Source organism: Rhizobium sp. G21 (assembly GCF_014158035.1).
GTDB lineage: Bacteria > Pseudomonadota > Alphaproteobacteria > Rhizobiales > Rhizobiaceae > Rhizobium_E.
On sequence record NZ_JACFXW010000001.1, the window covers coordinates 173,833 to 197,749 of the forward strand.

Annotated in this window: 20 protein-coding genes and 2 pseudogenes; 12 read left to right on the plus strand and 10 right to left on the minus strand. The window is 63.6% G+C overall.

Going from position 1 to position 23,917, the window contains the following annotated elements; all coding sequences use genetic code 11:
* Window positions 1-617: 617 nt before the first annotated feature.
* From H2O14_RS00985 to H2O14_RS00995, 3 genes are all read right to left on the minus strand, one after another.
* Window positions 618-854 carry a hypothetical protein gene (locus tag H2O14_RS00985; RefSeq protein ID WP_182826150.1) on the minus strand — a complete coding sequence of 79 codons (237 nt, stop codon included), beginning with the start codon at window positions 852-854 and terminating at the stop codon, window positions 618-620.
* Window positions 855-1,562: 708 nt separating this feature from the next.
* Window positions 1,563-1,901 carry a tudor domain-containing protein gene (locus H2O14_RS00990; protein WP_182826152.1) on the minus strand — a complete coding sequence of 113 codons (339 nt, stop codon included), beginning with the start codon at window positions 1,899-1,901 and terminating at the stop codon, window positions 1,563-1,565.
* Between the two features lie 474 nt (window positions 1,902-2,375).
* The gene (locus H2O14_RS00995) at window positions 2,376-2,822 is read right to left on the minus strand and encodes a helix-turn-helix domain-containing protein (RefSeq protein WP_182826154.1); all 447 of its coding nucleotides are present in this window, start codon (window positions 2,820-2,822) and stop codon (window positions 2,376-2,378) included.
* 157 nt (window positions 2,823-2,979) lie between these two features.
* Between H2O14_RS00995 and H2O14_RS01000 the strand changes: the two genes are divergently transcribed.
* The gene (locus H2O14_RS01000) at window positions 2,980-5,298 is read left to right on the plus strand and encodes a heavy metal translocating P-type ATPase (protein ID WP_182826156.1); all 2,319 of its coding nucleotides are present in this window, start codon (window positions 2,980-2,982) and stop codon (window positions 5,296-5,298) included.
* Between the two features lie 159 nt (window positions 5,299-5,457).
* Here the strand turns inward: H2O14_RS01000 and H2O14_RS01005 are convergent, their stop codons facing one another.
* A complete protein-coding gene (locus H2O14_RS01005) occupies window positions 5,458-6,036 on the minus strand; it encodes a PAS domain-containing protein (protein ID WP_182826157.1) in 579 nt (192 codons plus the stop codon).
* Between the two features lie 290 nt (window positions 6,037-6,326).
* On the opposite strand from H2O14_RS01005, the gene H2O14_RS26985 reads away from it, so the two are divergent.
* Both H2O14_RS26985 and H2O14_RS01010 read left to right on the plus strand, forming a co-directional pair.
* The gene (locus tag H2O14_RS26985) at window positions 6,327-7,304 is read left to right on the plus strand and encodes a rhomboid family intramembrane serine protease (RefSeq protein WP_246697263.1); all 978 of its coding nucleotides are present in this window, start codon (window positions 6,327-6,329) and stop codon (window positions 7,302-7,304) included.
* On the plus strand, window positions 7,213-7,599 hold the full coding sequence (locus H2O14_RS01010) for a CBS domain-containing protein (protein WP_246697493.1): 387 nt from the start codon (window positions 7,213-7,215) through the stop codon (window positions 7,597-7,599). Before H2O14_RS26985 ends, H2O14_RS01010 begins: the two co-directional genes overlap by 92 nt.
* 47 nt (window positions 7,600-7,646) lie before the next feature.
* On the opposite strand, the gene H2O14_RS01015 is transcribed toward H2O14_RS01010, so the two are convergent.
* The 3 genes from H2O14_RS01015 to folE form a co-directional block, all read right to left on the minus strand.
* A complete protein-coding gene (locus H2O14_RS01015) occupies window positions 7,647-8,606 on the minus strand; it encodes a patatin-like phospholipase family protein (protein ID WP_182826160.1) in 960 nt (319 codons plus the stop codon).
* A gap of 124 nt (window positions 8,607-8,730) precedes the next feature.
* Window positions 8,731-9,180 (minus strand): phosphoribosyl-AMP cyclohydrolase, encoded by a 450-nt coding sequence (gene hisI / locus H2O14_RS01020; RefSeq protein ID WP_182826162.1) that lies wholly within the window; start codon window positions 9,178-9,180, stop codon window positions 8,731-8,733.
* A gap of 10 nt (window positions 9,181-9,190) precedes the next feature.
* Window positions 9,191-9,808: a GTP cyclohydrolase I FolE gene (gene folE, locus H2O14_RS01025; RefSeq protein WP_182826163.1), complete on the minus strand. Its 618-nt coding sequence runs from the start codon at window positions 9,806-9,808 to the stop codon at window positions 9,191-9,193.
* Window positions 9,809-10,122: 314 nt separating this feature from the next.
* Between folE and H2O14_RS01030 the strand changes: the two genes are divergently transcribed.
* Together H2O14_RS01030 and H2O14_RS01035 are read left to right on the plus strand one after the other, a co-directional pair.
* On the plus strand, window positions 10,123-10,587 hold the full coding sequence (locus H2O14_RS01030; RefSeq protein WP_182826164.1) for an iron-sulfur cluster assembly scaffold protein: 465 nt from the start codon (window positions 10,123-10,125) through the stop codon (window positions 10,585-10,587).
* 123 nt (window positions 10,588-10,710) lie between these two features.
* Complete coding sequence (locus tag H2O14_RS01035) at window positions 10,711-12,363, plus strand: acyl-CoA dehydrogenase family protein (protein ID WP_182829240.1); 1,653 nt, start codon at window positions 10,711-10,713, stop codon at window positions 12,361-12,363.
* Window positions 12,364-12,574: 211 nt separating this feature from the next.
* On the opposite strand, the gene H2O14_RS01040 is transcribed toward H2O14_RS01035, so the two are convergent.
* The gene (locus H2O14_RS01040) at window positions 12,575-13,837 is read right to left on the minus strand and encodes a Glu/Leu/Phe/Val family dehydrogenase (protein WP_182826165.1); all 1,263 of its coding nucleotides are present in this window, start codon (window positions 13,835-13,837) and stop codon (window positions 12,575-12,577) included.
* A 463-nt stretch (window positions 13,838-14,300) separates the two neighbouring features.
* On the opposite strand from H2O14_RS01040, the gene H2O14_RS01045 reads away from it, so the two are divergent.
* Complete coding sequence (locus H2O14_RS01045; protein ID WP_182826166.1) at window positions 14,301-15,527, plus strand: MFS transporter; 1,227 nt, start codon at window positions 14,301-14,303, stop codon at window positions 15,525-15,527.
* Here the strand turns inward: H2O14_RS01045 and dgcA are convergent.
* The gene (dgcA, locus tag H2O14_RS01050; RefSeq protein ID WP_182826167.1) at window positions 15,479-16,462 is read right to left on the minus strand and encodes an N-acetyl-D-Glu racemase DgcA; all 984 of its coding nucleotides are present in this window, start codon (window positions 16,460-16,462) and stop codon (window positions 15,479-15,481) included. The two genes, H2O14_RS01045 and dgcA, sit on opposite strands and share 49 nt — an antisense overlap.
* 152 nt (window positions 16,463-16,614) lie before the next feature.
* Here dgcA and H2O14_RS01055 point away from each other — a divergent pair, with 152 nt between their 5' ends.
* The 6 genes and pseudogenes from H2O14_RS01055 to H2O14_RS01080 all read left to right on the plus strand — a co-directional run bounded on the left by H2O14_RS01055 (window position 16,615) and on the right by H2O14_RS01080 (window position 22,305).
* A complete protein-coding gene (locus H2O14_RS01055) occupies window positions 16,615-17,763 on the plus strand; it encodes an ABC transporter permease (RefSeq protein WP_182826168.1) in 1,149 nt (382 codons plus the stop codon).
* Between the two features lie 7 nt (window positions 17,764-17,770).
* Complete coding sequence (locus H2O14_RS01060) at window positions 17,771-18,580, plus strand: ABC transporter ATP-binding protein (RefSeq protein ID WP_182826169.1); 810 nt, start codon at window positions 17,771-17,773, stop codon at window positions 18,578-18,580.
* A gap of 53 nt (window positions 18,581-18,633) precedes the next feature.
* Window positions 18,634-20,003 (plus strand): annotated as a pseudogene (locus H2O14_RS01065) (MlaD family protein).
* Between the two features lie 62 nt (window positions 20,004-20,065).
* Window positions 20,066-20,623: an ABC-type transport auxiliary lipoprotein family protein gene (locus tag H2O14_RS01070; RefSeq protein WP_246697494.1), complete on the plus strand. Its 558-nt coding sequence runs from the start codon at window positions 20,066-20,068 to the stop codon at window positions 20,621-20,623.
* 55 nt (window positions 20,624-20,678) lie between these two features.
* Window positions 20,679-21,467, plus strand: a complete 789-nt coding sequence (locus H2O14_RS01075) for a carbon-nitrogen hydrolase family protein (protein WP_182826171.1) — start codon at window positions 20,679-20,681, stop codon at window positions 21,465-21,467.
* A gap of 340 nt (window positions 21,468-21,807) precedes the next feature.
* Window positions 21,808-22,305 carry a DUF930 domain-containing protein gene (locus H2O14_RS01080; RefSeq protein ID WP_182826172.1) on the plus strand — a complete coding sequence of 166 codons (498 nt, stop codon included), beginning with the start codon at window positions 21,808-21,810 and terminating at the stop codon, window positions 22,303-22,305.
* 60 nt (window positions 22,306-22,365) lie between these two features.
* Here the strand turns inward: H2O14_RS01080 and H2O14_RS29190 are convergent.
* Window positions 22,366-22,938, minus strand: a pseudogene (locus H2O14_RS29190) (hypothetical protein); the annotation flags it as partial.
* Between the last annotated feature and the right edge of the window lie 979 nt (window positions 22,939-23,917).

Sequence of the window (23,917 nt, forward strand, 5' to 3'; positions counted from 1 at the left end):
ATACAGTATAATCACAATTATTACTGAAAATGCGATCTGAATTATTAATTCTTTTCTATTGTTGCTCATGCTGCATATTCTTTCTCGCGGCCTGTCACAACATACACACTGACAGTGAATAATTAGCTGAAAAAGCCCGCCGATCTTCACTGGCGGGCTTCGTTGTCAGGTCGTCGCGAGCGGCTTAGGCAGCCGCACTAGACTGCCGAGTGATGGCAGGGACTCGAATGTTGATTTGCGCTGAGAACTAACCCGGGATTTGCGCCGAGAATTGACCCGCCCTTTAGATATCCGTTGGGTCGGGCGTGGTGGTCAATACCTTGTTTTTCTCCTTTCTGGTTTTGGGTTCGTGGGCCGGGCTGTTCTTGAGCTTGGGCATCGGAGCCGGGAGCTTGACCCTGCGGCATCGCTCGGGCTCCGTCCTGCATGGCACCTGTGAGCTGGCGTTCCTTGGTGACCTCTTCGGCCGCCTGTAGGAACTCAGGGTCGAGGGGAGGGCTGCTTGTTGTCTGGCATGGTATTGGTCCTTAGTTGGATTTGGGCATGACGCTGCGTTCTCCCCGGCGCTGACGCCGAGAGAGGTCTTGTGGGGATGGGGAGGTGGATGGTGGTTCGCCCTACGGAGCGACGTAGGCTTCTCGCTCTTCCTCAAGGGCTTCGAGGAGGTCCTCTAGGTTCGCCAGGTACGCTTGCGCGGAGAAGCCGTCAGGAAGGGTCCCGCTGAGCCCCCGCTCGCTAACCAAGCGAACGACGTGGTGTCGGAGAAGCTCGATGGCGTCCTTCTTCGGCCGGACCTCGAATGATTTCGCAAGGTTCACGGGCCGGAGATCAGAGCAGTTATCCAGCATGTTCACGGCCTCACGCTCCTCGGCCGCCGCGAAGAGCCTCCCGATGGGCTGGTTGTCCTTGGCGGCGTCACGGAAGATGAACTTGGCGTAGATGCGCGGTTGAACTTTGCGTGGTTGGAGTTTGTCGCCACCGAGTGACCCAGTGCGGTGCAGTGGATCAGAAGGGCGAGGTGTAGGGATGTCATTGTAATGGACACCCTCATTTTCTTGCCAAGTACGACGGCAATGGTCGGGGACAGGCGAGGGTCCTGAGCTGCCTCTTCTGCGTCCACGAGCGTCCATGTCGTAGCCCAGGGTGGCAGGTAGCGAAATGCGGCCTCGGGGTCTGTCTTTGCGAGGGCAGGGGTGATGAGATCGATTGGAACCGTTGTTGTCATTCTGCGAATACCTTCTTGAACCGTTTCACGACTAGGTGCTACAGGAAGGTACCGGTTTGACAGCCGACCGCTTGTTCATGGTCAGAGGTGAAAGCGCTTTATTCCAAGTGGCTTGAGGCGATCACCCTTGTCTTCTGGAAGTTCTTGGAAGCGAATTCGAGTCTCTCATCGCCCACCATTACATCTCAAAAAGCAACAATAAGCCCCCAACGGTGAGACGTGAGTTGGCGTCTTGCGGAAGCTGTCCGCAAGCAACTGGCGCGGCGCGGCAATCTCTAGGGTCGGTGAGCGAAAGCCCGCGCTGATCGGCGGGCTTTCGCTTTTGGCGGTCGTCCGCTCAGCGAGAGCGGCAGCGTCCGGTTCTCGTGGTCTCCTGGTCGCCGTCGTCATAGGCGATGCCGATTTTCGCGCCGGCGAGCGAGGCGATGGTGCCGCGATACCATTTGCCCTGGCCCTGGTAGTTGCATTCGACCTTTTTGCCGATCGACCAGTTGTAGGGCTTGGTCTCGCTGACCGGAAGCGTCTCGCGGTCGCCGTCGTCGTATTGAATCGTGACCTTGGAGCCTTTCACCGAGGCGATCACGCCGGGATACCAATAACCGCCGCCCTTGTAGTTTCCAAGGATCCAATCGCCCTTGGTCTGCGCCATGGCGGCGGACGAGAACAATGCAATCATCGTTGCGGCTAAGACTGTTGCTGGAATGACTTTCACGATTTTACCCTCCCGGGACTGCGTCCCATTCGTTCGTCCTATCGACGGGTCCGACTCCAGAAAAGCTGGATGAGATCTACTTACCGGTCTCGAATGAACCGAAGATGAACGGAGGCCCTCAGTTGGCGCAACGCAATATAAATATGTCTCGCAACGGATGGAAAAAATTATCTCTTCCATATAGTTTTGCTTACAAACGAAATGTGTTTCGGATATTTTCCGAGAAACGAAGGTTTTACGTGAAAAATATAGGAATTCAATGGATATGGAGGCGAATAGACCCAATAATGGGGTGTTGACACTTCTGTAATTCTGAGTTTGTCGCGTCACTACGACCGAGGCCGAGCCGCTTGATAAGCGGGGCAGCCCGGCGTGCCGGGGTGACCCAATGCAGGATCGACCATTGCGCCAGTCGAGATTGGGCGTCGACGACCGCTGCTACAGGCGACCGGATTTGCGCGCTCCATGCTGCTCATACACGCAGCGCCCATGGTCCGCCAGCGTTTCAATCACCCTGCATTCGGAGACGTGGCCGTGGCGGCAGCCTTCGACCATCGCTTCGAGTTCGGCCTTCAGCGCGAGCAGGCTGCGGATGCGCTGGTTGACGTCGGCGAGGCGGGCCTGGGCGATGGCGTCGGCGGCGCTGCAGGGCTGGTCGGGGCGGTCCTGCAGGTCCAGCAGGGTGCGGATGGCGTCGACCTCGAAACCGAGTTCGCGCGCGTGCCGGATGAAGGCGAGGCGCTGCAGATCGGCCTCTGCGAAGACGCGGCGATTTGAGCCGTCGCGACCGGGCGCGGGCAGGAGCCCGATCTCCTCGTAATAGCGGATGGTGGGTATTTTCACGCCGCTCTCGCGGGCGGCGTCCTTGATGGACATGGCGCGCATACTTGTCTCCTCTAGTCTCTAGAGCATGGCGATCGGAAAGCGCAGTTTCAAGCCCCGTGATCGGGTTGCCCGGATTTAGGGCCGGTGGCAAAAATCTCTTGCTCCTCCAGCGGCTAGAGGATGTAGCCCTCGGGAATCGAAAAGAGGAGCCGACATCATGGCCAAGGAATCGGGCAAAATGCGCTATCGGGTCGATGGCATGGACTGTGCGAGTTGCGCGGCCAAGATCGACACGGCCGTCCGCAAGCTGCCGGGCGTGCGCGACGTCTCCGTGTCGGCGACGGCGGGGGCGTTGACGGTCGAGGTCGAGAGCGACGGCGCGCGCGCATCGGTCGAAAACGCGGTCCGCAAGCTCGGCTATGGCCTGAGCCCGCGCGACGGCGCCGGCCCTCCACAAAGCGGTCGCGGCGAGCTCGGTCACGACCATGCCCGTGGTCATGCTTGCTCCGGTCACGCCGGCCACGATCTTCATGGCTGCGATCATGCGGGGCATGATCATCCTGGGCATCACCATGGGTCCAGCCACCGCGACAGCGCCGGGGCGGAGCTCGGTCAGCACTGGCATGATCACGGCCCCTCCGACGGCCCGTGGTGGAAGACCGGCAAGGCGCGGCTGACGCTGGCCAGCGGCGTCGCGCTGATCGCCGCCTTCGTGATCGGCCATCTGCTTCCACCCATAGACGCTTATGTTTTCGCTTTGGCCATGCTGGTCGGGCTCGTTCCGATCGCCCGTCGCGCCTTTGCCGCAGCGCGGGCCGGCATTCCCTTCACCATCGAAACGCTGATGACCATCGCCGCTGTCGGCGCCGTGCTGATCGACGCCAGCGAAGAAGCGGCGGCGGTGGTGTTTCTTTTCCTGGTGGGCGAATTGCTGGAAGGCGTCGCCGCCGGCCGGGCTCGCGCCGGCATCCAGTCTCTGACGGCGCTGATCCCGAAAACGGCGCTGCTGGACGAGGGCGGTCAGACGCGTGAGGTTCCGGCCGACAGGCTGGCGATCGGCGCGATCATCCTGGTGCGCCCGGGCGATCGCATTCCGGCCGATGGCGCGGTCGTCGAAGGCGAGGGCGCGGTCGATGAGGCCCCGGTGACGGGCGAGAGCGTGCGGGTGCGCAAGGCGGTGGGCGACGCCGTGTTCGCCGGCACGATCAATGGCGAGGCGGTGCTCAGGATCCGCGTCACGGCGGCCGCCGCCGACAATACGATCGCGCGGGTGGTGCGGCTGGTCGAGGAGGCGCAGGAATCAAAAAGCCCGACCGAGCGGTTCATCGACCGTTTTTCCCGCTATTACACGCCCGGCGTTCTCGCCGTCGGCGCGCTGGTGGCGGTGGCGCCGCCGCTCGTGTCGGGCGCATCCTGGTCGGAATGGATCTATAAGGGGCTGGCCGTGCTGCTGATCGGCTGCCCCTGCGCGCTGGTCATCTCGACGCCGGCGGCGATCGCCGCCTCGCTCTCGGCCGGGGCGCGGCGCGGCTTGCTGATCAAGGGCGGCGCAGTGCTGGAAGGGCTGGGCAAACTGACGGCCGTCGCGTTCGACAAGACCGGCACGCTGACCGAGGGCAGGCCCGTGGTGACCGATGTCGTCGCGCTCGGCCGCAGCCAAAACGAGGTTCTCGGCTTTGCGGCGGCGCTGGAGACGGGCTCCAGCCATCCGCTGGCGCTGGCGATCCTGACCGCCGCGAAAGAAGCGGGCGTCGCGACGCCCTTGGCCTCGGACGCCAGGGCGATCGGCGGCAAGGGCGTGAGCGCCGTCGTTTCGGGTGAGATCGTCTTCCTCGGCTCGCCCCAGGCGGCGCGCGAACTCGCCGTGCTATCTTCCGAGCTCGAAAGCCGCGTCCGGGCGCTGAATGATGAGGGGAAAACAGTTTCGGTTCTCGTGGCCGGCTCGGACGCCATCGGCGCGCTGGCGATGCGCGACGAGCCGCGTCCCGATGCGCGCGCGGGCCTCACGGCCCTCGGCGACCTCGGCGTCAGGACGGTGATGCTGACCGGCGACAACAGCCGCACCGCGCAGGCCATCGGCGCGCAGCTCGGCATGGATGACGTCAGGGCCGAATTGCTGCCGGAAGACAAGCAGGCGATCGTCAACAGGCTGAAGGCCGAGGGGCTGGTCGTCGGCAAGGTCGGCGACGGCATCAACGACGCGCCGGCGCTGGCCGCCGCCGATATCGGCATCGGCATGGGCGGAGGAACCGACGTCGCGCTCGAAACTGCCGATGCGGCGGTGCTGCACGGTCGTGTCGGCGATATCGCCGAGATGATCCTTCTGTCCAAGCGCACCATGCGCAACATCGCGCAGAACATCGCCATAGCGCTCGGCTTGAAGGCGTTCTTCCTCGTCACGACGGTGATCGGCGTCACAGGGCTGTGGCCGGCGATCCTCGCGGACACCGGGGCGACGGTGCTGGTCACCATCAACGCGCTGCGACTCCTGGCCCCGCGATCCCAGACAGAAGCAAGACGTAACGGCTCCACTTGAAATCAGGCCCGCCGATCCCGATTTCAAAAGGCGATTCCCACGCTCGAGGAGAGACCATGAAATCGCCTTTCATCCGCTGGACCACTTACATCTTGCTCGGTCTGACCGCCTTTTCGATCGTGGCCGCGGATTTCCTGATGGTGGCCCAGTAAAGGCGGCTCAGCCCGCCTTGCCGCCGTCCAATACGCGGAGCGCTAAGCCGCGGGCCCGTATGACTGTTTCGGGGGCAGGGCGGATTTCCGGCTCCGGCGGCCGCGGCTGGTCGGCTGTGACGAAGCGCATCCGCTCGACGGCGAGCTCCATGCCCAGCCGCAACGGCCGGTCGGGATCGGTGCGCGAGAAGACGCCGATCAACCGGTCGCATTCCGCCTCGCTCGAGCGCAGCGGCAAGAGCGACAGCTCGACCGCTTCGCCGCTATGGGCGTCGCGGGCCTCGACGATCAGCGGCAGCCTGTTGGCCAGCACGGATTGGGCGGCGAGCGTCATGCGCCGGCGGTCGTCGAGCGTCCAGACCATGCCGAATTCCTCGCCGCGCGCTTCCTGTCCCAAAGCGGCGCACAAACGCGTGCCGGCAAGGCGAAAGCGAAACCATCTGTTGTCGACCGCTTCCAGCATGAAAATATCCGGAAGCAGGCGTGGTATTTCGGAAGGATTGACGTCGCGCCGGAGCGGAGCGTCTTCCTTGCCGCGGATGCGGTTAAAATAATCTAGAAGAAGTCTGGTGGCGTTGTGCCGCATTGGGGCATTCCATGGTTCATTTCGGCGAAATCGGCGCGTTTTTCGCCCCGACAGAGATATGGCAGCGATTTCCGTGCCAATACCAACGCCGCCCGGAATTGCCCTCCGTTAACGTTAATCCCCGGTTTAGGTTGCAAAAACGCAAGCCGCGTGGGATTTCTAGGGCAACAGGAAGGCTTGACCTTCGGCACACCACTCGATCAGACCTCCAATCATGATCGCGCCGCCCGCGTTCTACGCCGGGCGGTTTTTTTTGTCCGAAAACAGGATCTTGCCGACAGGAGAGCGCTTTGACAGACACGACGACACCGCAGCCGACGCCGCCGCGACGCGAGCCGGCCATCCGCATGCCGACCGTGGTCTGGGGCGTCATCGCCGTGATGGCCGCCATTCACGCTTTGCGGGTCTATGTCCTCGACGAGGCGGCGGACGACTGGGTTCTTTACCATTTCGCCTTCATCCCCGCCCGTTACACCTTTCCCATTTCGGAACAGGATTTCGGCTGGTTGACCGGCCCGGTCGCCTCGTCGCTCCTGCATGCCGACTGGCTGCATTTCGCAGTCAACAGTTTCTGGCTGGCCGCTTTCGCCAGCCCGCTGGCGGAGCGCTGGGGAACGGTGCGGTTCATCGGTTTCTGGATCGCTTCCGCCGCTGTCAGCGCCTTCGTCTATGGCGCGTCGATCGGCTTCGCCGACGCCTATCTGATCGGCGCATCTGGCGTCGCCTCCGCCATCAGCGGCGCCGCCTGCCGCTTCGCGCTGCCGATCCGGCGGGGACGCCACAGCGTTTTTGCACGCATGGCGCCGCGGCTGGGCGTCATCGAGGCGCTTCGTCAGAAGTCCGTTGCGGTGTTCATCGCGGCCTGGGCGCTGTCGAACGGTCTGGTGGTGTTCGGCATCGGCTTGCCGGAAGGCGATGCCTACAACATCGCCTGGCAGGCGCATGTCGGCGGCCTCCTATTCGGTTTTTGGGTTTCGGCCTGTTCGATTTTGGGAGGCCGCGGAGCGCCCAGGTCTGAACCCTTGCATTCCGTCTGCAAGGCGCGCACACTCTCGTCGTTAGCGGATGGCGTGAATGCTGCCTCCGTGCGGCCCGCGCCATCCCCTGCATCTGCCATGCAAGGAGGAGAACAGCATGCGCGTGAAGGCCATACTCGATCAGAAGGGACGCGCCGTCCTGACCACCAGCCCGCAGGCCACGGTTCGCGAAGCCGCCCGGTTGTTGAGCGAACACCATGTCGGCGCCGTCATCATCGTCGATCAGCATGAACACATCGTCGGCATCGTCGCCGAGCGCGACATCGTCGCGGCCATCGCCAGCCACGGGGCGGAGGCGCTCGACAAGCCGGTGCTCCTGATCATGTGGAAGAATGTCCATCGCTGTTCGGAGGACACCTCCGTCGGCGAGCTGATGGCGATGATGAGCGCCCGACGCGCCCGCCATATTCCAGTCGAACATCAGGGACGGCTGGCCGGCATCATTTCGATCGGCGATGTCGTGAAGGCGCATATCCGCCAGATCGAGCGCGAGGCCGAAGAGATGAAAGCCTATATCGCCAGCTGATTTTTTCGAGCGGGGGCGCGCCGCGCATCGGCGGCGCAGCCCCTGTGTCATCCGTAGATCTTGATGGCTTCCTGCATGCGCTGGATTTCCGCGATGCGGGCGCGGCCTTCATTATAGCCGCGTTCGATGAGTTCGGACGCGCGGTGGAATTCGGAGAGGCCGATATCGGAGAGGCGCGGTTGCAGCGCGAGATCCGGCGGGTCACCGGCGAGGCGAGCGCGCGAAATGCGATCCTGGATGATGTTGAAGGCTTCGACCATGACGCCGGTCAGGCCTAGATTGGCGCGGCGGTCGCGGTCGCCGTCGCGCTCGAACTGGGTTTCCAGCGACTGGCGGCTCGCGGAGTGCTTGACCACGGCGGACCGTCCGTAAAGGTCGTAGTGGAGATTGACGGCCACCACCAGCGGCTGCTCATAGGCGCGGCAGACCGTGACCGGCACGGGATTGACCAGCGCGCCATCGACGAGCACCCGATTGTTGCATCTGATCGGCTCGAAAATGCCGGGCAGGGCGTAGGAGGCGCGGATGGCGGTGATCAGCGAGCCCGAATCGATCCAGACCTCGTGGCCGGTGCGTATCTCGGTGGCGACCGCGACGAAGGGGCGGCCGAGATCCTCGATCGCCATGCCTTCCAGATGCTCCTGCATGCGCTTGGTCAGCCGCATTCCGGCAAACAGTCCGCCGCCGCCGATGGTGAGATCGAGCAACGCCGCCATGCGCCGCATGGTCAGCGATCGGGCGAAATTTTCCAGTTCGTCCAGCTTGCCGGCCAGATAGCAGCCGCCGACCAGCGCGCCGATCGAGGTGCCGGCGATCATGCCCACTTCTACGCCGGCCTCGTCGAGCGCCCGGAGGACACCGATATGAGCCCAACCCCGAGCGGCGCCGCCGCCGAGCGCCAGCGCTATTTTGGGCTTCTTGAGAACAGGGGCAGGTGACGACCCGGCGCCGGCGGGTTCGAGCGTGGCGGCCGCATCGGCCGAGCGGAAGAAACTCCAATTCATCATGCGGCGCCCCTCCGGCGCGATCAGCTTGTTATGGAGAGAGTGTTGCGCGGCCCGGTTAATAAATGGCGAAGCGCCCACCGATCTGCCCAACAAGCGGGCAAACGCCGCTAGATCGGACGACGATTCATCGCTGATAGACGGCGTCGGGCTCAAAATGCTTGTGGTCGTCGACCACCGACAGCTTCGGGGAGCCGTCCGTCAGCGTCACGGAGCGGTAGAAGCAGGAGCGGCGGCCGGTATGGCAGGTGGCGTCATGACCGCTCACTTTGACCCTGAGTTGCAGCGCATCCTGATCGCAATCGGTCAGGATCTCGACGACATGCTGGAGATTGCCCGACGTCTCGCCCTTCTTCCAGATCTTGCCGCGCGAGCGGCTGAAATAGTGCGCCACGCGGGTTTCGAGAGTCAGCGCCAGCGCTTCCGCATTCATGTGGCCGACCATCAGGAGGGCATTGTCGCGATGATCGGTGACGATCGCAGTGATCAGACCATTCTGGTCGAATTTCGGCGTAAAGGACACGCCTTCTTCGAGCGAGGCCTTGTCGGCCGGCGGCGGATCGAAAGCGATCGTCATGCTGTCCTGCTTATTTGAAGCCGCGAACCATCGACATGAACCGCGCCTGTTCGCGCGGATCAGTCTTGAATTCGCCGGTGAAGGTGGTCGTCATGGTCGACGCGCCGAGCTTGTTCACCCCGCGCATGGCCATGCACATATGATCTGCTTCGAGCAGGACCGCGACGCCGCGCGGGCGCAGCGTGTCGTTGATGGCATGCGCGACCTGCGCCGTCATCGACTCCTGCGTCTGCAGCCGCTTGGCGTAGATGTCCACGACGCGCGCGATCTTGGAAAGCCCCAGCACGCGCCCTTCCGGCAGATAGGCGACATGCGCCTTGCCGATGATCGGCACCATGTGATGTTCGCAATGCGAAAAGAAGGGTATGTCGCGCACCATGACCATGTCGTCATAGCCCGCCACTTCCTCGAAGGTGCGGCCGAGCACCTCGTCGGCGTCGGCATTGTAGCCGGCGAACAGTTCGCCATAGGCCTTGACCACGCGCGACGGCGTGTCGAGCAGGCCTTCGCGCTCGGGGTCTTCGCCGATGAAGCGCAGCAGCGTGCGAACGGCGTCCTCGGCTTCCTGCTTGGTGGGTTTACGCGAAAATTCCTCGTCGCGCGAAAATTTCTTCACGATCGCGTCCATGTATGGCCTCTTGATCCCTTTTGGAACCTCGGTAATCGGAACGGACTACTCGCCTCTGGCCATCTTCCTGACTCTGCAGGCATGGGCACCGTTGGCGGGCTCCGGGGCATCGGACTCCATTGCCACGCAATGAATTCCTCCGCACGGTTTCCCAGACAACAGGTAACAGATTTCCTTGAAATTCTGTCACCCCATCGCGACATAACATATAGTAAGCGAACCAATGCCGCAAAGGGGACTGTTGTCTTTTTCGGTATTACGGTGGAAAATCATCCCCGGTTCAGGTCAGCAAACGAAAATGTTGCGATAGAGCGATGGACGACATCTACAACGCGAAAATTCTCGAATTCGCCGGCAATATCCCCGCAACCGGGGAACTGGCCGACGCCGACGCCGTCGCCCAGGCGCATTCCAAGCTCTGCGGCTCCAAGGTCAAGGTGTTCGTCAAGATGGACGGCGACCATGTGAGCGACTTCTCCCATATCGTCAAAGCCTGCGCGCTCGGCCAGGCCTCGTCCTCGATCATGGCGCGGCATGTGGTGGGCGCGAGCACCGAGGAAATCCGCGCCGCCCGCCGCGATATGCTGGCGATGCTGAAGGACGGCGGCGAGGGGCCCGCGGGCCGCTTCGAGGACATGCGCTATTTGAAGCCGGTCAAGGATTACAAGGCTCGGCACGCCTCGACAATGCTGACCTTTGACGCAGTGGTCGATTGTCTCGATCAGATCGAGACGAAAAAGCGCGGCGCCCGCGGCGCTGCCGGCCTGAACCGCGGCTAGGCCTGCTTGAAATGCCTGCTGTATCTCCGTAAGGTCGGGTTCTACTCCCGTTTTCAACAGGGATTCACCAGGTGCGGGGCTCATGCCCATGGCAATGCGGGCGAATCCGCGTAAATGGCCATTATGAGCACCCCCGATCTCGACCTGACGCCCGAAGAACTCAACCAGCCGCAGCCCTGGAGCGGCGTCAACGCCTATCGCTCCGATCCGCTTCTGGTGGATATTTCCTCGCAGCTGCCGCGGATGGTGCGCGACGAATTCGACCTGATCGGCCGCTACGTCACCTCGCATGAGGCGCAGGAACTGGCGCGCATGGCCAATGAAGGGGTTCCCACTCTTCGGACGCACGGTCCGCGCGGCGAAAGGCTCGACGTCGTCGATTTCCACCCTGCCTGGCATGCGCTGATGCGCCGATCGGTGTCGAACGGCCTCTCCTCGTCGATCTGGGAAAACAAGCCGGACGAACAGGGCGCCGCCCACCGGGCCCGCGCCGTACGATTCTTTCTCACCGCCCAGCTCGAATGCGGCCATCTCTGCCCGCTGACCATGACCTCTGCCTCCGTCGCCGCGATCAAGGCCAACGACACGGCGCTGCGCAACTGGTTCGGCAAGATCGCCTCGCGCCGCTACGATTCCGCCAACAAGCCCGCGCATGAAAAAGCCGGCCTCACCATCGGCATGGGCATGACGGAAAAGCAGGGCGGCACGGATGTGCGCGCCAACCGCAGCGTCGCCGAGCCCGTGGGCGACAATGTCTACCGCCTCTCCGGCCACAAATGGTTCATGTCCGCGCCGATGAGCGACGCCTTCGTGATGCTGGCGCAGACGCGCGAGGGCATGGGCTGCTTCCTGGTTCCGCGCCTGCTCGAGGACGGCGCACGCAACGGGCTGCGTTTCCAGCGGTTGAAGGACAAGGTCGGCAACCGCTCCAATGCCTCGAGCGAGGTTGAATTCTCCAACACCTACGGCTTTCTGCTCGGCGCGCCCGACCAGGGCATCCGCACCATTCTCGATATGGTCACGCTGACCCGGCTCGATTGCGCCGTGGCATCGGCCGGCTTGATGCGGGCTTCGCTCGCCGAAGTCGTCCATCACATCCGCGGCCGCTCGGTGTTCGGCAAGACTCTCATCGACCAGCCGATCATGACGCGGGTCGTCGCCGACATGGCGCTCGATGTCGCCGCCGCCACGGCGCTGGTCTTCCGCCTCGCCCAGGCCTTCGACCGAGCCGCCGAAAGCCCCGAGGAACAGGCCTATCAGCGGATCATGACGCCCGTCATCAAATATTGGGTCTGCAAGATCGCGCCGGGGCTGGTCTACGAAGCCATGGAATGCCTGGGCGGCAGCGGCTATGTCGAGGAGCGCCCGATCGCCCGGCATTATCGCGAGGCGCCGGTCAATGCGATCTGGGAAGGTTCCGGCAATGTCATGGCGCTCGACGTCATCCGCGTCGCCTCCAAGCAGCGTGACCAGTTCGAATTGCTGTTCGCCGGTCTGGCGCGCGATCTCGGCTCCGCCGGCGCCAAGACCGTCGACGTTCTCAGGGCGGCGCTGGCGCTGACCGAGCGCGACGAGGGCTCCGCCCGATTCCTGGTCGAACAACTGGCGCTCGCCGCCGGCTCGGCCGAACTCGTGCGTCTCGGCGCCGGCCGCATCGCCGACGCTTTCCTCGAAAGTCGTCTGACCGGCGGCTGGCGCTCGACCTATGGCATGCTGGAATCGCGCTTTGACGCCCGGTTCATCGTGGATCTTCTGTACCCGGCGTCCGGGCATTGACGTCGGCCGGCTCGCCGGCCGCATTGCGCATCATGCCATAGAGACGTCTCGGCGCTGCCAGCGCTGATGCAGCCTTGCCGGGGACGACAATGGCGATCCGATGGGCGTCGTCATTCCATTGATCCGCATCTGGCCGCTTGGCTGGCGTCAGCAAAAGGAAAGGCCGCGATGGATGTCCCTCGCGGCCCAGTTTTTCCAATTGCGCAATCGCTCAGGGAAACAGGCCGCGGGTCTGCTTGGCCTGGGCCACCTTGTCGACGCCGATGGCCATGGCCGCGACGCGGTGGGAGATCTTGTCCTTCTCGACGCGGTCGATCACCCGCTGGAAGGCGTCGTCGAGCAGGCCGCGCAGGCGGTCGAGCACTTCGTGCCGCTTCCAGAACAGCTGCTGCAGATCCTGCACCCATTCGAAATAGCTGACGATGACGCCGCCGGAATTGCAGAGAATGTCCGGGATGACGAAAATCTCGTCGCGGCGCTGGTCGAGCACGGCGTCTGCCTCCGGCGTCGTCGGCCCGTTGGCGGCTTCGGCGAGGATGCGGCAATTGAGCTTTCCGGCAACGTCGGCGTCGATCACCCGTTCGATGGCCGCCGGCACGAGGATGTCGCAGGGTTGGACGAGCATTTGATCGGGATCGAAGGCGGCTTCGGTGGAAAAGCCCTTGAGCGAGCCATGTTCGGCCGTGTGCGCGATCAGCGCGTCGACGTCGAGACCGTTTCGGTCGAGATAGCATGCGGTGTGGTCGGAGACGCCGATGATCTTGACGCCCTGGCGCGCCAGTTCGATCGCCGCATAGGAGCCGACATTGCCGAAGCCCTGGATGATGGCGGTGGAGGCCGACGGCGTCATCTTCAGCCGCTCCATGGAACGGCCGATCAGATGGGCGACGCCGAGGCCGGTGGCTTCGCGCCGACCTTCGGTGCCGCCGGAGGAGACGGGCTTGCCGGTGACGATCTCGTTGACCGTCTTGCCCTGATACATCGAATAGGTGTCCATGAACCAGGCCATGACTTGCTCATTCGTGCCCATGTCCGGGGCCATGACGTCGATATGCGGGCCGACGAAGGGGATCATTTCCTGCATGTAGCGGCGCGACAGGCTTTCGAGCTCGCGCTTGGAGAGCGAATAGGCGTCGACCGTGACGCCGCCCTTGGCGCCGCCATAGGGCAGGCCGGCAAGCGCGCATTTCCAGCTCATCCAGATCGCCAGCGCCGAGACTTCGCCGATATCGACGCTGGGCGCGAAACGCGTGCCGCCCTTGGTGGGCCCCAGCGTCAGGTGATGCTGGACACGATAGCCCTGGAACACGGCGACTTCACCATTGTCCATATGGATCGGGCAGGAAATGGTGATGGCGCGCTTGGGATAGAGCAGTCGGTCGCGGCGGCCCTCGGGAATTTCGAGATAGTCGGCGACGCTGCGAAACTGGTTGCGGGCCATTTCGAACACCGGGCCGGTATAGATGCTGGACATGTCACTCCCCCTGCCGCCTCTAAATCGGCTAAACCATGGCCGGCGGCTACCATGGGTAGAAAATGAGGTCTTGCTCCGCATATGCGGATTTTTCAGAAATCGGCCTGAATCGTGACGAATTTGAGCCAAATGTCCAGAAAAATCCAAAAATGCGGACAGAAGTGATCTAGGATCGCACGATTGACTGTAAAATCTTACAAATCGCACCCAAAATCACGATTCCTCTTGAAAATCTGATAGCAACTATCGGTAAGATGGTCACCGCAAATTTGCCGGTTTAAACCGTAAATCATGCGGAGTGTTGCGGCTTTGCAATCAGTATGACGAATTCGCCGAGCGCGGAGTTTGCCATGGCGAAGCAGCGGCGCGAGTGATAGCCGATGGAAGTCCCGGCCGTTTCTCGCTTTGCAGGGACGCCGGAGGAGGCCGTCATCCCCGATGGCCGGCTTTAGGGACAACCATCATGCATCAAACCCTGTCCGTCGGCCAACGCGCCGGCGCGCCGCCCCTGTTCGCCTTGCGCGTGGCGCTGCTGTTCTGCGCGCCGCTGATGGTCAACGGCATCGGTCTTCCCTATTTCCCGGTCTTTCTCGATTATCTCGGCATGAGCGACGCCGAGATCGGCGTCATCCTGGCCATGCCGTATCTGCTGCGCATGATCGGCACGCCCTTGGGGTCTTGGGCTGCGGACCGCGCGCCCGATCGCGTCCATGTGCTCATCTGGTCGTCGGTCGTGTCGCTGGTCACGGCGCTGGCGCTCTGCTTCAGCCAGTCGTTCTGGGCGGTGCTGATCATCTATGGTCTGCAAGGCATTGTCTATGCGCCCTATGTGCCGGTCGCCGAGGCTATTCTGGTCACCGGCGTGCGGCGCTGGGGCTTTGATTACGGCTTCATCCGGCTGTGGGGCTCTGCGGCTTTCATTCTCACCAATCTGATCGGCGGCTGGCTGTTCGCCATCGCCGGCGGCGGCATGGTGGCGCCGGCCATGGCCGCCTTCTTCGTGCTCACCATCGTGACGGCCCTGACGGCGCCGCGGCTCGGCCGCACAGGTTTTCGCGCGAGCGCGGCGGGCGACGTGGCGCAGACGGTCGGGCCGTCTCCCTTCATGAAGCCTTATTTCATTCTCGTGGTCGCCGGCGCGGCGCTGTCGCAAGGCAGCCACGCCATGCTCTTTACCTTCGCCTCGATCTATTGGGCGAAGCAAGGCTATTCGGGCGGCGCGATCAGCCTGTTCTGGGCGGCGGGCGTGGTGGCGGAAATCCTGATGTTCTGGCTGTCCGCCCGTTTTCTGTCGCGCATTTCGCTCTGGGGGCTCATCCTGTTCGGCTGCGGCGTCGCGGTGCTGCGCTGGATCATTTTTCCGATGCATCTCGGCTTCTGGGGACATCTCGGCCTGCAATGCGCCCATGCCTTCACCTTCGCCACCGCCCATATCGGCATCCAGCGCTTCCTGATCGCCAATGTCGATGAAAGTCGCGAAGCTTCGGCGCAGGGCTATTACACCACCATGATCGCGCTGTTCATGGCGCTGGGCACCTGGGTGTCCGGCTTTCTCTACAACGCCTGGGGCGTGCACGGCTTCTACGCCATGTCCATCGCCGCGGGACTCGGCTTTGCGATGGTGCTCGCCGCCCGGATCATTCAGCCCCAGAGCGCGGGCGCGGGCGGCGTCACGGTCGAGCCCTCATAGACGAGACCCGGCTCGCAATCGCGCGCCAGCAGCAAGGGACCGTCGAGATCGACGAAATCGACGCCCTGGGCCAGCAGCGTCGCCGGCGCCATGGCCAGCGACGAGCCCACCATGCAGCCGACCATGATCTTGAAACCGAGCCGTTCGGCCTCGCGCTTCATCGCCAGCGCCTCGGTGAGCCCGCCGGTCTTGTCCAGCTTGATGTTGACGGCGTCGTAGCGGTCGCGGAGAGCCGCGAGATCCTCGGTCGCATGCACGCTCTCGTCGGCGCAGACAGGCACGCGGCGATCGATCGTGGCGAGCAGGCTGTCGCGGCCGGCGGGCAGGGGCTGCTCGATCAGGCTCACGCCGCATTCGGCCGATACCGCCAGAAGCCCGGCCAGCGTCTCTTCGCTCCATCCTTCGTTCGCGTCCAGGATCAGCGCGCTGTCGGGCGCGCCGGCGCGGACGGCGCGGATGCGCGCCTCGTCGCCCTCGGCCCCGAGCTTGATCTTCAGCAGCTTGCGATGCGCATACCGAGCCGCCTGCCGTCCCATGGCGTCGGCGTCGCCGAGCGACAATGTATAGGCCGTGACGAGGGCCGAAGGCGCTGCGACGCCGATCCTGTCGGTGACGCGCCCCCATCCGAGCTTGGCTTCCAGATCCCATAGCGCGCAATCCACCGCGTTGCGCGCCGCGCCCGGCTTCATGCGCGTCAGCAGAGCCTCACGGTCGATCCCAGCGGCCACCGCCTCGCCGATTGCGGCGATTTCGGCGGCGACGCTGTCCATCGTTTCACCATAGCGACGGTAGGGCACGCATTCGCCGCGTCCGACCGCCTCGTCGTCGCGGATCTTGCAGACGATGACCTCGGCTTCGGTCTTGGCGCCGCGGGAAATGCGGAATTCGCCGGCGATGGGGTAGCGTTGGAATGTGATTTCCAGGGCACGCGTCATGATAGAATCCTAAATCGCGTCATGCTGATCCAAACAGCGCCTTGCTCCTGTGAGTAAACTATTGTCAATAGTGCCCTTACGTGACTCGCCGTCCGGCGACGAAAATTCAGTGCGAGGCGGCTATGACGGCCGTCCTATCGAAGGATGACCCTATGCAGGATCAGGACACGGCCCAGGCGGCCGTCCTGAACGCCGAACAAAGCGGCGGCGCGCTCACGCTGCGTCTCGAAGGCGCGTGGGTGAACGGCACGATCGCCGTCGTCGAAGGCGACCTTCGCAACGCCGCCGAGAAAGACGCCGACCGCGTGTCGTTCGATCTCTCCGGCGTGACACAGATGGATACCGGCGGCGCGTGGATCGTCAAGCGCGCCATCTCCGCATTCGCATCCAGAAATATCTCATCCGAGCTCACAGGCGCCGGAGAGGACGTCGACGAACTCATCGCCGCTCTTCCCGAACAATTGCCGGAACCGAGTTTCGACGCATATCCGAGAAAACCGCTTTTCAACCGGGTGTTCGAACCGATCGGCAAGCTGACCGTCAGTTTCGTCGCCGATTTTCTGCGGGCCATGTCGATCATTGGCGCTGCGGTGCGCGGCGCTCAGCTCAAGCTGGGGCGCGGCAGCGGCCTGTCGCCCGCCGCCGTCTTCAACCAGCTCGAACAGATGGGCGTCAACGCGACCCCGATCATTGCGCTGATGTCGTTCCTGATCGGCGCGATCATCGCCCAGCAGGGCGCATTCCAGCTCCGCTATTTCGGGGCCGAGGTTTTCGTCGTCGATCTCGTCGGCATTCTGCAACTGCGTGAAATCGGCGTGCTGTTGACGGCGATCATGATCGCCGGCCGGTCGGGCAGCGCGATCACGGCGGAAATCGGCTCGATGAAGATGCGCGAGGAAATCGACGCGCTGCAGGTCATGGGGCTCAATCCCATCGGCGTGCTGGTGTTTCCGCGTCTCCTGGCGCTGACCATCGCTCTGCCGCTTCTGACGGTGATCTCCAATTTCGCGGCGCTGTTCGGCGCTGCGCTGGTGGCCAATGTCTATTCCGGGGTCACCTACGAGGTCTTCCTCGCTCGCCTGCAAGGGGCGATCGACCTGTCCACGATTATCTCGGGCATGCTGAAAGCGCCGTTCATGGCGGTGATCATCGGCGTGGTGGCGTCGATCGAAGGGCTCAAGGTCGGCGGCAGCGCGGAATCGCTCGGCAAGCATGTGACGGCCTCGGTGGTGAAGTCCATCTTCGTGGTGATCCTGGTCGACGGGCTCTTCGCCATGTTCTACGCAGCAATCGATTTCTGAGGTGGACATGGACACCAACACGCGCCGCAACAACGTCACCGAGACACAGGACCGCGAGGTTATCCTGTCGGCGCGCGGCGTGTCCGTGGGCTTCGGCGAACATCTCGTGCTCGATCAGCTGGATCTCGACGTCTATCGCGGCGAGATCCTCGGCTTCGTCGGCGCATCGGGCACCGGGAAGTCGGTGCTGATGCGCACCATCCTTCGATTGATCCCGCGGCGCGCCGGCGAGATCCGTCTGCTCGGCGCCGACTACAGCCAGATGCCGGACAAGGAGCGCTTTCAGCTCGACATGCGCCTGGGCGTGCTGTTCCAGCATGGAGCGCTGTTCTCCGCCCTGACCGTCAAGGAGAACATCCAGTTTCCGATGCGGGAATATCTCGATCTTCCCAAGCAACTGATGGACGAGCTCGCGCGTTTGAAGATCGAATTGGTGGGGCTGGCTCCGGAAGCTTTGGACAAATATCCATCCGAATTGTCTGGCGGCATGATCAAGCGCGCCGCGCTCGCACGGGCGCTCGCGCTCGATCCTGCGCTGGTGTTTCTCGACGAGCCGACCTCGGGCCTCGATCCGATCGGGGCTGCGGAATTCGACCAGTTGATCGCCAAACTGCGCGATACGCTGGGGCTGACGGTGTACATGGTGACCCATGACCTCGACAGCCTGTTTTCCGTCTGCGATCGGATTGCCGTGCTCGGCAACAAGCGTGTAATGGTGGAGGGGACGATCCAGGACATGCTCGGTTGCGACGATCCCTGGGTCCAGTCTTATTTCCGCGGCAAACGCGCGCGTACAATTCCGGGACTGGTCACCTAACTGCAATCCTAGGGATTTTTTGAATCCTTTTTACGAATGAAACGGCTTGAGGCATGGAAACGAAAGCAAATTACGCAATCGTCGGCTTGTTCACCCTGGTGGTGCTGCTGCTTGCCTTCGGCTTCGTCTACTGGATGTCCGCCTATGGACGCGAAGGCAAGATGGAGCGGCTGGTGGTGCGCATTCCCGGTTCGGCCAACGGGCTGAGCGTCGGCTCGGCGGTGCGCTTCAACGGGATCCCGGTGGGCACGGTGCGCGCGCTGGATTTCGACCGCAAGGACCCGCGCTTTTCGCTGGCCGTGACGGAAGTGCGCTCCGATGCGCCGATCTACCCGTCGACGCGGGCCGTTCTCGAGATCCAGGGCCTGACCGGGGCCGCCTATATCGAGCTTTCCGGCGGCGACACCAAACAGGAATTGCTGATCGAGAAGGCGTTGAAGGACGGCGAAGTGGCGACCCTGCTCGCCGAACAATCCGGCGTGACCAATATCGTCGCCACCGCATCCGAAATCATGAACCGCACCGAGACGACGCTGATCCAGCTGCAGGGCTTCGTGAACGATAATCGTAAGCCGCTGACCAGCACGATCTCCAATGTCGAGGTGTTCTCGCAGGCGCTGAAGAACAATTCCAAGGGCATCGACGAATTCCTGCAGTCGGTGACCTCGCTGTCGGGAACGATTAAAGGTCTTTCGGGCCGGCTCGATTCCACGCTGGCTTCTGTCGAAAGCCTCCTGAAGGCCGTGGACGCCAAGAAGATCGACGCTATCCTCGCCAATGCCGAGAAGGTCAGCAAAGATCTCGCCGATGCCTCGGGCGGAGTCGGGCAGGCCGTCGCGACGTTCAACAAGACCGCCGAAGCCTATCGGGTCGTCGGCGAAAAGGCGTCGAAGACGCTCGACAAGGTCGACCAGCTGATGGCCGCTGTGGAGCCCGCCGACGTCAAGAGTTCGGTGGCCGATATCCGCGCGGCCGTCGCCGACGCCCGACAGGCGATTCAGACCTTCCGCGGCGTCGCCTCCGATATCGAGAACCGTCGTCCCGATATCGACAAGACGATCAAGAACATTTCCGAAATGTCGGAGAAGCTCAACAAGGCCTCGACCCGCGTCGACGGCCTGCTCGCCAAGGCCGACAGCTTCCTCGGCACGGGGATTCGTCGTCGCTCTTCGCCGACGCGCGGGAGACGTTGAAGTCCTTCAAGCAGGTGGCCGACAATCTGAATTCTCGGATCGGTCCGATCGCCGACAATCTGGCGCGCTTCTCCGGCTCCGGCCTCAAGAATATCGATGCGCTCATTTCCGATACCCGCCGCACGGTGCAGACCCTGGATTCGGCGATCACCAAACTGGATGAGGACCCGCAGCGGCTGCTGTTCGGCGGCGACGAGGTCAAGACCTACAACGGTCGGGCGCGGCATTGATGTGGAAACGGACCAATATGACAAGGGAGCGTAGCGTGATCCGACTGGCGCGGGCATCTTTCATGGGCGTATGCCTGCTGGCTCTGGGCGGTTGCCTGGGCGGAACTCCCGACGACACCTTCTCATTGACGGCTGTTTCCGGCGTCGAAGGACCAAGGCTGACCCAGCGCCAGATCCTCGTTCCCGAACCGACAGCGGTCAAGGCGCTCGACTCCGAGCAGGTGGTCATCCGCGTCAGCCAGTCGGAGATCCAGTATCTCGCCAAGTCGCGCTGGAGCGACCGTCTGCCGAAACTCGTGCAGGCGCGTCTCGTGCAGGCCTTCGAGAACACCGGCCGGCTCGGCGGCGTCGGCATTCCGGGGCAGGGACTCGCCATCGACTATCAGGTGATCACCGAAATCCGCGCCTTCGAGATCCTGGCCTATGGCGGCAGCCGCGCCCAGGTGGAAATGTCCGCCAAGCTGCTCAACGACCGCAACGGCGAAGTGCGCGCCAGCCGCGTCTTCACCGCCAGCGCGCCTGTCGGCGGCTCCGGCAACGAAGCCTTCATCAAGGCCCTGGACGCCGCCTTCGCCCGTGTCACCACCGATATGGTGGGCTGGACGCTCAAGGCGATGTGACGAGGCGACGAAGGCCCCGGTGAACAATCGGCTTCGGTCGCATGAGGAGATCCGCTTGAAGAGCACCCATTTTCGCGTGGCGCTTGCTCAGGTGACGACCGGCGCCGATGCAGACGTCGTCTGCGCCGCAGCGGCCGCGCAGCAGGCCGAGCTCATCGTTTTTCCGGAAATGTTCTCCAACGGCTATAGCCGGTTCGAACCCGACAGCCAAGCCTCCCGCAAGGCCTGGCTCGACGGGGCGGAACCGCTGGATGGCGCTTATATCGCAGGTTTTCGAGACGTCGCCCGCAGGCGTCGACTGTCGATCGTGGCGACTTTTCTGGAACAGGGCGAAACCGCCCCCTTCAACGCCGCCGTACTGATTGATGCTGACGGCGAGATCGTCCTGCATCAGCGCAAGCGGCACATCTGCTTCTTCGATGTGCCCGAAACGGCCTGCGCGCCGGGCGATCGATCTTCAGTGGCGAGATTGAAGACGAGGGCCGGCGAGATCACTGTCGGCGTGATGATCTGCATGGATCGCGAATATCCCGAAGTCGGCGCCGATCTGATCCGCCAGGGCGCCGACATCATCCTCGTACCCAACAGCAGCCCTTTGATCGACGATCCGACCGTCGGCGACGTCAGAGTTGCCGGCGTTCGCGCCATGGCTTTCCAATACGCCGCAGGCATCGCGGTGGCCAATTATCCTGCGCCGAAAGACGATGGCCATTCCTTCGCCGTCGATGGGCTCGGGCGGATCATCGCGATGGGCGGAGCCGAAACCGGTCTGGTGATCGCGGACTTCGACATCGAGGCTCTCAAGGCCGTCCAGCGACAGGAATGGTTTCGCCGGACCCGGTGAAACCTCGATGACGATGCAGTAAAGCGAGCATCGGTCACATTTATCGCCCGAATCTCGCCCATTCTCCGGCCGCCGCGGCGGCAGGATAGGAGCGGGGTTTGCAGACAGCGAGGGACGACCGCCCCGGAGCGGAAGGGGGCGACTGTGGCGCATCATCGTCGCCATGATAGGGCGTCGTCGCTTCACGTTGAGCTTGACCTTGTCCGTCTGCGGCCATGCGACTGTTGCCGGCTTGTTGTTCTTTGGCGCCCATCAGCCTCCAGCGCCTGCGCCCGCCCGTGAAATTTCGGTCTCGCTGGTCGAGATCACGCCAGGCGTCCCGAACCGAGGGCCAAAGCGAATGAAAGCTCCGCCGCCGGTGAAGGTATCCGAGCCGGACGATCGCTCCACTCGGCCCATTCCGAACATCGCGCCCTCCAGGGAGAGGTTGCGCCCCTTCAACTCTCTCCATACGGCGCAGCATCTATACGCCACGGACGTCTTGTCCCGCCCCGACAACATCCGGGCTCGCAAGGCTTTGCGCAGTCTGGCGTCCGACGACAGACGGATTGAGCTGTGCAATATCGAAGCGATGGAGCAATTGCGCCGGACCGGTAGAATCTCCGCCGAACTGGTCGCGCCCTATGCCTTTCAGGATCTGGCGCTTCACGCAGCGGAAATCGTCGCCGACGGTGCGGCGGTCAAAGCCGGGAATCGTTGGTTCAGGCTGCGCTACCGATGCGTGGTCGCGCGGATGGCGCAAGCGCCGTCCGAATTCGCTTTCGCGCTCGGCGACGCCATTCCCGAATCGGAATGGAGCGAGCACTTCCTCTCCGCAGGCACCGCGATCGACGAATGATATCCGAATCGAAGAGGCCGCCCGGTTTCCCGAACGGCCCTTGTTCAAGTCGCTGCATACTTACGAGAAGCGGCCCGCCGCATGCGCCAGCATGGTGTAGACCTTGCCGGTGTCGGAGGTGAGGTAGCTCTGCGTCAGGGTCTTGTCGCGATCGTTGCGGGCGACATCGTTCAGCAGTTTCTCGAAATCGTCGATGTAGCGGTCGACGGCCGAGCGGAACTCCGGCTCGCGATCATATTTGCGTTTGATCTCGTCGAAGGTCTGCTGGCCCTTCAACGTGTAGAGCCGACGGGTGAACACGTCACGCTCGCCGCGGTGATAGCGACGCCAGAGATCGACCGAGGCTTCATGGTCGATGGCGCGGGCGATGTCGACCGACAACGAATTCAGTGATTCCACCACCTGCCGCGGATTGCGGTTTTCGACGCGCGAGGCGGCCGGGGGCGCGGTGCGGGTGTCGGCTTCCGCTTCGTCGCGGGAGGCGTTGCGCAGCAGATCGCTGATCCAGCCCTGGCCTTCTTCCCGACGCGCCGTCGGCTGGGCGGGAGCAGGGCGCTCCTCGCGCGGAGCCGAGGGACGATTGAGCGGATCGACACCGAGGCTGCCGCGCAGACCGAGCGGCTCGCGGGACGGCGCGGACACGCGGCTCTCCTGGCGCGGGGTCGAAGCGAGAGGGATCGACGGGCGCTCCGCCGCCGGTTGCGCTTCGGCGCGACGCGGCTCTATCGCCGGCTGGGGCCGGCTCGCTTGCGGGGTCGCCGGCTGACGCGCTTCGGTCGGGCGCTGTTGCGGCTGCGGCTGCGGCGGCGTCGCCATGCGCTGAGGCTCCGAACGCGCCGTTTCGATCGCCGCGGGCGGCTGGGCCGGGGCCGTTGCGCGGGGAGGAGCCTGATAGGCAGGCTGCGTGTCGACGCGGGCCGGCTGGTAGGCGACCGGCTGCGCTTCCACGCGCTGCGCCTGATAGACGGGTTGCGGCTCTACGCGCGGCGCGGGCTCCTGGCGGGCCGGACGCGGCGTTTCGAAATGCGATGCGGAGACGCCGATGATGCCGGTCAGCTCCTGCAGGGCGCGGACCTGTTCGGCCACGGCCTTGCGCATCTGGGCGGCGTTCTCCTTGGCTTCTTCCGGCAGGTCGAAGGCGCCGCGCTTGAGTTCGGCGCGGGTGTCGGTCAGTTCGCGGCGGATCTCGCCGGCGGTGCGGCGGATCTCGTCGGTGGCGCCGGCGAAGCGGTTGATCGAATCCTCGATCGCAGCCTGAAGCGCCTGGCGCATGTCTTCGGCGGTCGCCGTCGAGCGGGCGCCGGTTTCGCCGAGCATGCGGTCGACATCGGCGAGCGAGCCGGATACGGCGCCCCGCAATTTACCGGCCACCTGATCGGCCTGTTCGCTGGCCTTTCCGAGCGCGGTCTCGACCGAACGGGCCGCTTCCTGCGCCGCGGCGCCGACGGTGCCGCGCAGCGCGTTGGCCATCTGGTCGGCGCGCTGTTCGGCTTCGCCGAGCACACGGCCGATATCGGCGAACGAGGTCTGGATGCCGGTGCGCACGGTGTTGGTCACCTGGCCGGCGCGGTTTTCGGCGCGGTCGAAGGCGGCTTCCACCAGACCGGACACC

Bases quoted from the DNA above. Each gene is read 5' to 3' on its own strand.
- hisI (WP_182826162.1), bottom strand. From the start codon at position 9,180: ATGACGATCGCTTTCGATCCGCCGCCGGCCGACAAGGCCTCGCTCGAA.
- H2O14_RS00990 (WP_182826152.1), bottom strand. From the start codon at position 1,901: ATGATTGCATTGTTCTCGTCCGCCGCCATGGCGCAGACCAAGGGCGAT.
- dgcA (WP_182826167.1), bottom strand. From the start codon at position 16,462: ATGACGCGTGCCCTGGAAATCACATTCCAACGCTACCCCATCGCCGGC.
- H2O14_RS01080 (WP_182826172.1), top strand. From the start codon at position 21,808: ATGAAAGCTCCGCCGCCGGTGAAGGTATCCGAGCCGGACGATCGCTCC.
- folE (WP_182826163.1), bottom strand. From the start codon at position 9,808: ATGGACGCGATCGTGAAGAAATTTTCGCGCGACGAGGAATTTTCGCGT.
- H2O14_RS01040 (WP_182826165.1), bottom strand. From the start codon at position 13,837: ATGTCCAGCATCTATACCGGCCCGGTGTTCGAAATGGCCCGCAACCAG.
- H2O14_RS01000 (WP_182826156.1), top strand. From the start codon at position 2,980: ATGGCCAAGGAATCGGGCAAAATGCGCTATCGGGTCGATGGCATGGAC.
- H2O14_RS00995 (WP_182826154.1), bottom strand. From the start codon at position 2,822: ATGCGCGCCATGTCCATCAAGGACGCCGCCCGCGAGAGCGGCGTGAAA.
- H2O14_RS01055 (WP_182826168.1), top strand. From the start codon at position 16,615: ATGCAGGATCAGGACACGGCCCAGGCGGCCGTCCTGAACGCCGAACAA.
- H2O14_RS01030 (WP_182826164.1), top strand. From the start codon at position 10,123: ATGGACGACATCTACAACGCGAAAATTCTCGAATTCGCCGGCAATATC.
- H2O14_RS01060 (WP_182826169.1), top strand. From the start codon at position 17,771: ATGGACACCAACACGCGCCGCAACAACGTCACCGAGACACAGGACCGC.
- H2O14_RS01015 (WP_182826160.1), bottom strand. From the start codon at position 8,606: ATGATGAATTGGAGTTTCTTCCGCTCGGCCGATGCGGCCGCCACGCTC.
- H2O14_RS01070 (WP_246697494.1), top strand. From the start codon at position 20,066: ATGGGCGTATGCCTGCTGGCTCTGGGCGGTTGCCTGGGCGGAACTCCC.
- H2O14_RS01035 (WP_182829240.1), top strand. From the start codon at position 10,711: ATGAGCACCCCCGATCTCGACCTGACGCCCGAAGAACTCAACCAGCCG.
- H2O14_RS01045 (WP_182826166.1), top strand. From the start codon at position 14,301: ATGCATCAAACCCTGTCCGTCGGCCAACGCGCCGGCGCGCCGCCCCTG.
- H2O14_RS01005 (WP_182826157.1), bottom strand. From the start codon at position 6,036: ATGCGGCACAACGCCACCAGACTTCTTCTAGATTATTTTAACCGCATC.